The organism is Streptomyces sp. NPDC001880 (genome assembly GCF_053594575.1).
This window is the reverse complement of record NZ_JBSFET010000169.1, coordinates 1-6,372: the sequence shown is the minus strand read 5'-3', so window position 1 is coordinate 6,372 and position 6,372 is coordinate 1. Positions and strand designations below refer to the sequence as shown.

The window sequence follows — 6,372 nt, the reverse complement described above, 5'->3', positions numbered from 1 at the left end:
CCAGGGCTACTGCATCGCACTCGCCCTGCTCGGCACCACCGAGGACGCGGCCTTGCTCACCACCTACCTGGACCACTACCTCCGGCAGCCCGAGTACGGACCTCAAGGAGGTGCGGGGGGTCGACTTCCTCTTCGAGAACACCACCGAGGACTGGGACCTCAAGCGCCCTCTCTACGGCGAACTCGACTCCCTGTGCGCCCCCGACGTCCCCTTCGGCGTCAACACCTCCGCGATCCCCATCACGCGGGTCGCCTCCGCCACCGGGCGGCCCGACCGGGTGATCGGTACGCACTTCATGAACCCGGCGCCCACCAAACCCACCGTCGAGCTGATCCGCGGTCACCACACGTCCGACGAGACCCTGGCGCGCACCCAGGACCTCCTGGACCGCGCGGGCAAACGGCACATCGTGGTCGGGGACTCACCGGGCTTCGTGACCAACCGGGTCCTGATGCTCACGCTCAACGAGGCGAGCTTTCTGCTTCACGAAGGCGTCTCCGGGGCAGCCGAGATCGACCGCCTGTTCAGGGAGTGCTTCGGGCACGCCATGGGGCCGCTGGAGACCGCCGACCTCATCGGGCTCGACACGGTGCTGCTCTCGCTCGACGTCCTGTGCGACAGCTTCGACGACCCCAAGTACCGACCGTGCCCGCTGCTGCGCAAGCTGGTCGACGCGGGGCTCCTCGGCAGGAAGACGGGCCAGGGCTTCCACCGCTACGACACCCACCAGACCCACGAGTCCGACGAGTCGGGAGAGCGACGGCGTGACTGAGGACGACAAGCATCTGATCCGTGCGTTCATCGGCGCACACGTCGGTGAGGAGTCCGTGGACGACGACGTGGACCTCTTCGCGAGCGGATACGCAACATCGCTCTTCGCCGTCCAGCTCGTCATGTGGGTCGAGCAGGTCTTCGATCTGGTAGTGGCCGGCGAGGACCTCGACTTTGCGAACTTCTCGTCGGTCGACGCCGTCGCGGCCTTCGTGGACGGCAAGCGCACTTCCGTCGGAGGTGGGGCGTGGACTTCGAACTGAGTCCGGAGCAGCGACGGTTGCGCAAGGACGTCATCGCCTTCGCCGAGCGGGAGCTCGGCATGAATGCCCTGGACGACGACCGCGATGCCCATTTCCCGTGCGCCGACTGGGAGCGGTGCGCGTCGTTCGGCGTGCTCGGCTGGCCAGTGCCCGAGCAGTACGGCGGCGGCGGCCTCGACCCGCTGACCACGATGGTCGCCCTGGAGGCGCTCGGCTACGGATGCCGGGACAACGGCCTCGTCTTCGCTGTCAGCAATCACCTGTGGGCCTGCACCATTCATCTGCTGCTGCACGGCAGCGACCAGGTGAAGCGCGCCTACCTGCCGTACTTGTGCGCCGGTACCCTCATCGGAGCCCAGGCACTCTCCGAACCCGAAGCCGGCTCCGACCTGCTCGGCATCACCACCGCGGCGCGTCGCGACGGCGACGTGTACCGGCTCGACGGCACCAAGTGCTTCATCAGCAACGGACCGGTGGCCGACGTCTTCGTCGTCCTCGCCCGCACCGGCGACGAGGGCAGGAAGCAGAACCAGCTCACCGCGTTCGTCGTCACCGCCGACCTGCCCGGCGTCGTCAAGAAGGCCGAACTGCCGAAGATGGGCCTGCGGTCCACCCCGATGGGCGTGATCGATTTCGACGGTACGCCGGTGCCCGCCGCAAACGTCCTCGGCCGGGAGGGCGGCGGCTACGGCGTCTTCACCTCGTCCATCGAGTGGGAGCGTTCCTTCATGTTCGCTCCGCAGGTCGGCGCCATGGAACGGCTCCTCGACGCTTCCGTGCGGCACGCCAACTCCCGTGAACAGTTCGGGCGTTCGATCGGAAACTTCCAGGCCGTCTCCCACGAGATAGCCGACATGAAGATCCGTCTCGAACTGGCGCGGATGCTCCTCTACCGAGTCGGCTGGCTGAAGCGCGAGGGCCGGTTCGCGCTCCTGGAGGCCACCATGGCCAAGATCTTTGTCAGCGAGAGCCTGGTGCGGACCGCGATGGCGGCCGTCGAGGTGCGCGGCGCCCGCGGCTACCTCACCGACGAGGGCATAGAGCGGGAACTGCGCGACGCGCTCGCCGGACCCATCTACGCCGGGACCAACGCCGTGCAGCGCGGCATTCTCGGCGAACTCCTCGGAGTACGCGGCGCATTGTCGACCGGGGAGCCGCGATGACCCTGATATCGCTCGACGCCCCCGTCCCCGCAGCACTCGCCGACGAACTGGCCAAGCGGGTCTACTTCATCTCCGACCGCATCACCGACTTCGCCCTGATCCGCTCCGGGGAAACGATCACCGCGGTCGACGTCACCACCCAGGATGCGGCGGCGACCGACTTCGAGGCACTCACTCGCAAGCTGCACCTGGTCGTCGTCAACGATGTCCTGAGCCAGCGTCACGTGCAGCCCAAGGTGGTGTGGCGCTCGGCCGGGAGCGGCGCGGTCCGGGACGTCTTCCCCGAACTCCTGGCGCGAGGCGTCGCCGCCGAACTGGGCGAGGGGCAGATCGCACTCGGCGAACCCGTCCTGTCCCTGATGGATCACCTCGACGCCGGGATACGCACCCTGGTCCTGGACGAGTTCGACGCCCACGAGTTCCGCTACCCGACCCTGATGCCGGCCCCCGCACTTCGCCGCACCGGCTACTTCGAGTCCTTTCCGCAACTCCTCATGCTGGTCTCGCGATTGCACGGTGACGTCGACACCTACCGCGCCTTCCTGTCCACGCTGACCGGCGGCGACAGTGATGGGGACGACGGCGGCGAACTCGCCGAGGCCCTGCGCGATCACACCGGCGACATCGACCACGCCCTGCCGCCCACCATGTGCTTCCACACCTTCCACCAGTACGCCGACGGTCCACCGCCCGCCCCGGACACGGTGGTGACGTCCCGCGGCAAGGCGTTCCGGTACGAGTCCCGCTACCACCGCTCCCTGGAACGGCTCTGGGACTTCACCATCCGTGAGATCGTCTTCCTCGGCACCCCCGACTTCGTCCTCACCTCCCGCGCCAGGCTGATGGAACGCGCCTACGCCCTGACGGAGTCACTCGGACTCGGCGGCCGGTGCGAGGTCGCCGGCGACCCGTTCTTCCTCAACGAGTCCGCGGCCGTCCGCGCCTGGTCCCAGCGGCTTCTGGAGATGAAGTACGAACTCCGGCTGCCCCTGGACGACGAGCGGGACGTGGCCGTCGCTTCCTTCAACTACCACGAGCAGTTCTTCGGGAAGTCATTCGGCATCCGTGACGCGGGCGAGCGGCCCGTGTTCACCGGCTGCGCCGGTTTCGGTCTCGAACGCCTCACCTACGCCTTCCTCTGCCGGCACGGTGCCGACCCCGCACAATGGCCCGCCCACGTGCGCGAGGCGGTGGCCCGATGAGCGGACCGCCCCGCCTGCTGACTCTCAGCGCTTCGACACCGGACGCCCTTGAGCGAGCCAGCGACGCACTCGCCGACCAGCTCCACACCCTGGACGACGGCGCCGCCGCCCCGGCACCGGACCTTCCCGAGGCCACGGCGCCCCCAGGAACCGTACGCCGCGTGCTCGTCGCCACTTCGGCGGCCGACGCGGCACGGTGGCTGCGCCGCCGCGACCCCCGCCGGGTCTTCACCGCGGGCCCTGGAGTCTGCGCCTCCCGCGTCTTCCTGTTTTCCGGGGTCGGCGACCAGTACCCGGGCCTGAGCGCCGGCCTGTACCGGTATGTACCTGCCTTCCGCCGCGAACTCGACCGCTGTCTGCGCCTGCTCGCCACCGACCACGACCTCGACCTGCGCACCGTGCTCTTCCCACCGGAGACCGACACGGCGGCCGACTGCGCACGCCCCGGCCTCGCGGCCCTCTTCGAGCGGCGCGAGAAGCCCCAGGAGATCCACCGCACGGTCGTCGCCCAGCCGCTGCTGTTCGCGATGCAGTACGCACTGTCGAAGGCCCTGTCGGACCTCGGCGCCGAGCCGACCGCGCTGGCCGGGTACAGCGTCGGCGAGTACGTCGCCGCCTGCGTCGCCGGGGTCTTCTCCCTTCAGGACGCGCTGTGCCTGGTCGCAAACCGCGCTCGGCTCGTGGAGGCGCTGCCAGAGGGCGCGATGCTCGCCGTCACGGCCGGGGCCGACGAGGTCACCCCACACCTCGCGCCCAACGTGTCGCTCGCCGCGCTCAACAGCCCCGAGCAGACGGTGCTCTCCGGTCCAGTCGAGGCCGTGGAGGAGAGCGCGCAGACCCTTGCCGCGCACGGTGTGGCCTGCCGCCGCCTCGCGGCCACCCACGCCTTCCATTCCACGATGACCCGGCCACTGACCGAACCCCTCGAAGCCCTCCTCGCGACGATGCCGATCGCGGCCCCCCGCCTGCCCGTACTCTCCAACACCACCGGCACCTGGCTGCGCGCCGACGAGGCCACGGACCCCGGCCACTGGGCCCGGCAGTTGAGCGGCACCATCCGGTTCGCCGACCAGCTGGCCGAGGTATGGCGGCTGCCCGACCCGATGCTGGTCGAGCTGGGCCCGGGCCAGGCGCTCTCCCGCCTCGCGCTCGCCCATCCGGGGCGCCCCGCGGACGCCGCCGCCCGGGTGGTGCAGACGATGCCGGGCCAGTTCGAGAGCCGCACCGAACGCGAACTGCTGCTCGGCGCGGCGGGCCGGCTGTGGGCAGCCGGAGTCGAGATCGACTGGAGTGCCGTGCGATGGGAGTGAACGACATCGCGCCGCCCGAAGCAGAGGGGAACGTGCCAGTGAGCGGTCGGACCAAACGCACCGAAGGAACAGCGCCCGCGTTCCGCACCGGCCCCCACCCGGAGCCCGTTCCGCTGTCGTGCTCGCAGGAGCGACTGTGGTTCCTGCTGCACCTCAACCAGGGCATGCGCGCCTATCAGTTCCAGGCGACCCTCGACCTCACCGGAACGCTCGATGCCGCCGCCCTGGCGAAAGCACTCACCGAGGTGGTCAGGCGCCACGAGGTCTACCGCACGACCTTCGCCGACGGCCGCGAAGGACCGCAGCAGATCGTCCACCCGCCGTTCCCCGTCGAGCTGCCCGTCGAGGACCTGAGCGACGCCGCCGACCCCGAGGAGGCCGCCCGTGCGGCGGTGCGCGAGGCCGTCCGCGTCGCCATCCCCTTCGACCGGCTCCCGCTGGTCAACTGGCGGCTGCTGCGCACGGCGCCCGACCGGCACGTCCTGCTCCACCTCGAACACCACCTGATCCACGACGGCTGGGGCTTCAACGTCTTCGTCGAGGAACTGTGCTCCCTGTACCGGGCCTACGCGCAGGGTCTGCCGTCACCGCTGTCCGACCCCGCACTCCAGTTCGCCGACTACGCGGTCTGGCAGCGCGAGTGGCTCCGGTCGACGGACGCCGAGCGACAACTGGCGTACTGGACACGCCAACTCGACGGCGTGCCACCCTACTTCGACCTTCCCACCGACCGGCCGCGCACCGCGCGTCGCCGTTTCACCGGCAACACCCTGCGCGTCACCGTCCCGGCCCGTGTCGCCGACCGGGTCCGTGACCTCGCCAGGCGCGAACGTGTCTCCCTGTTCACGGTGATGCTCGCCTCGTTCCAGGTCCTGCTGCACGGCTGGTCCGGCAAGAACGACTTCTGTCTCGGGACCGGCATCGCGGGCCGCGGCCGCCCCGAGACCGAGAACCTCCTCGGCATGCTCGTGAACACCGTTGCGCTCCGGGCCGACCTCCGCGACGCCTCCACCTTCCAGGAACTGCTCACACGCGTTCGCACGACCACACTCGGCGCGGTCCAGCACCAGGAACTCCCCTTCGACCGGGTGGTCACCGCGCTGCGTCCGCCTCGTATCCCGGGCCGACAGCCTCTGTCCGAGGTCGCTTTCGCCTTCCACGACTCGCCCCTGGGCGCCGTGACGATGCCAGGACTCGAAGTCGCGGTGACCGTCGGCGTCACCAACGGCAGCGCCAAGTTCGACCTCAGCGTCGTCGCCATCCCCCGTGCCGAGCAGGCGATCGGCAGGGACGACAGCGCGGAGAGGGACATCGAGCTCATCTGGGAGTACGACCACGAGCTGTTCGACGCCGAGACCGTCGCGCGGGCGGCCCGCCGCTACGAGGGCCTCCTGGCCGCCGTGGCCGCCGATCCGCACCAGTGCCTCGCCACCCTGATCACGCCACTGGAGAAACGATGACCGAGGACGACACTCTGCGCGCGGTGCGTGACGCCTGGGCCGGAACCCTGGCGGTCGACCCCGACGACATACCGGTCGACGTGGGCTTCTTCGAGGCCGGCGGCAACTCGCTGCTCCTGGTGATTCTCTCCGAGCAGCTCGCGGACGTCGCCGGGCGCCCGTTGCCCGTCGCGGACCTCTTCCAGCACCCGACCGTGCGCGC

Annotated in this window: 7 protein-coding genes; all 7 read left to right on the top strand. The window is 69.9% G+C overall.

Features of this window, described 5'->3' with window-relative positions:
* The first annotated feature begins 110 nt into the window (after positions 1–110).
* On the top strand, positions 111–773 hold the full coding sequence (locus ACWCQ6_RS35130; RefSeq protein ID WP_451096263.1) for a 3-hydroxyacyl-CoA dehydrogenase family protein: 663 nt from the start codon (positions 111–113) through the stop codon (positions 771–773).
* Entirely contained in the window at positions 766–1,035 is a 270-nt protein-coding gene (locus ACWCQ6_RS35125) for a phosphopantetheine-binding protein (RefSeq protein ID WP_451096261.1), read from the top strand. Before ACWCQ6_RS35130 ends, ACWCQ6_RS35125 begins: the two co-directional genes overlap by 8 nt.
* Positions 1,020–2,198, top strand: a complete 1,179-nt coding sequence (locus ACWCQ6_RS35120) for an acyl-CoA dehydrogenase family protein (RefSeq protein WP_451096259.1) — start codon at positions 1,020–1,022, stop codon at positions 2,196–2,198. The genes ACWCQ6_RS35125 and ACWCQ6_RS35120 overlap by 16 nt, the downstream gene beginning before the upstream one ends.
* Positions 2,195–3,400 carry a hypothetical protein gene (locus ACWCQ6_RS35115; RefSeq protein WP_451096257.1) on the top strand — a complete coding sequence of 402 codons (1,206 nt, stop codon included), beginning with the start codon at positions 2,195–2,197 and terminating at the stop codon, positions 3,398–3,400. The genes ACWCQ6_RS35120 and ACWCQ6_RS35115 overlap by 4 nt, the downstream gene beginning before the upstream one ends.
* On the top strand, positions 3,397–4,710 hold the full coding sequence (locus tag ACWCQ6_RS35110; RefSeq protein ID WP_451096255.1) for an acyltransferase domain-containing protein: 1,314 nt from the start codon (positions 3,397–3,399) through the stop codon (positions 4,708–4,710). Before ACWCQ6_RS35115 ends, ACWCQ6_RS35110 begins: the two co-directional genes overlap by 4 nt.
* Before the next feature lie 38 nt (positions 4,711–4,748).
* Complete coding sequence (locus tag ACWCQ6_RS35105) at positions 4,749–6,170, top strand: condensation domain-containing protein (RefSeq protein ID WP_451096253.1); 1,422 nt, start codon at positions 4,749–4,751, stop codon at positions 6,168–6,170.
* A partial coding sequence (locus tag ACWCQ6_RS35100) for an acyl carrier protein (RefSeq protein WP_451096251.1) occupies positions 6,167–6,372 on the top strand: 206 nt, incomplete at its 3' end. The genes ACWCQ6_RS35105 and ACWCQ6_RS35100, both read left to right, overlap by 4 nt.

What these genes read in the sequence shown, in the direction of transcription:
- ACWCQ6_RS35115 (WP_451096257.1), top strand. Translation starts at nt 2,195, where the DNA reads ATGACCCTGATATCGCTCGACGCCCCCGTCCCCGCAGCACTCGCCGAC.
- ACWCQ6_RS35110 (WP_451096255.1), top strand. Translation starts at nt 3,397, where the DNA reads ATGAGCGGACCGCCCCGCCTGCTGACTCTCAGCGCTTCGACACCGGAC.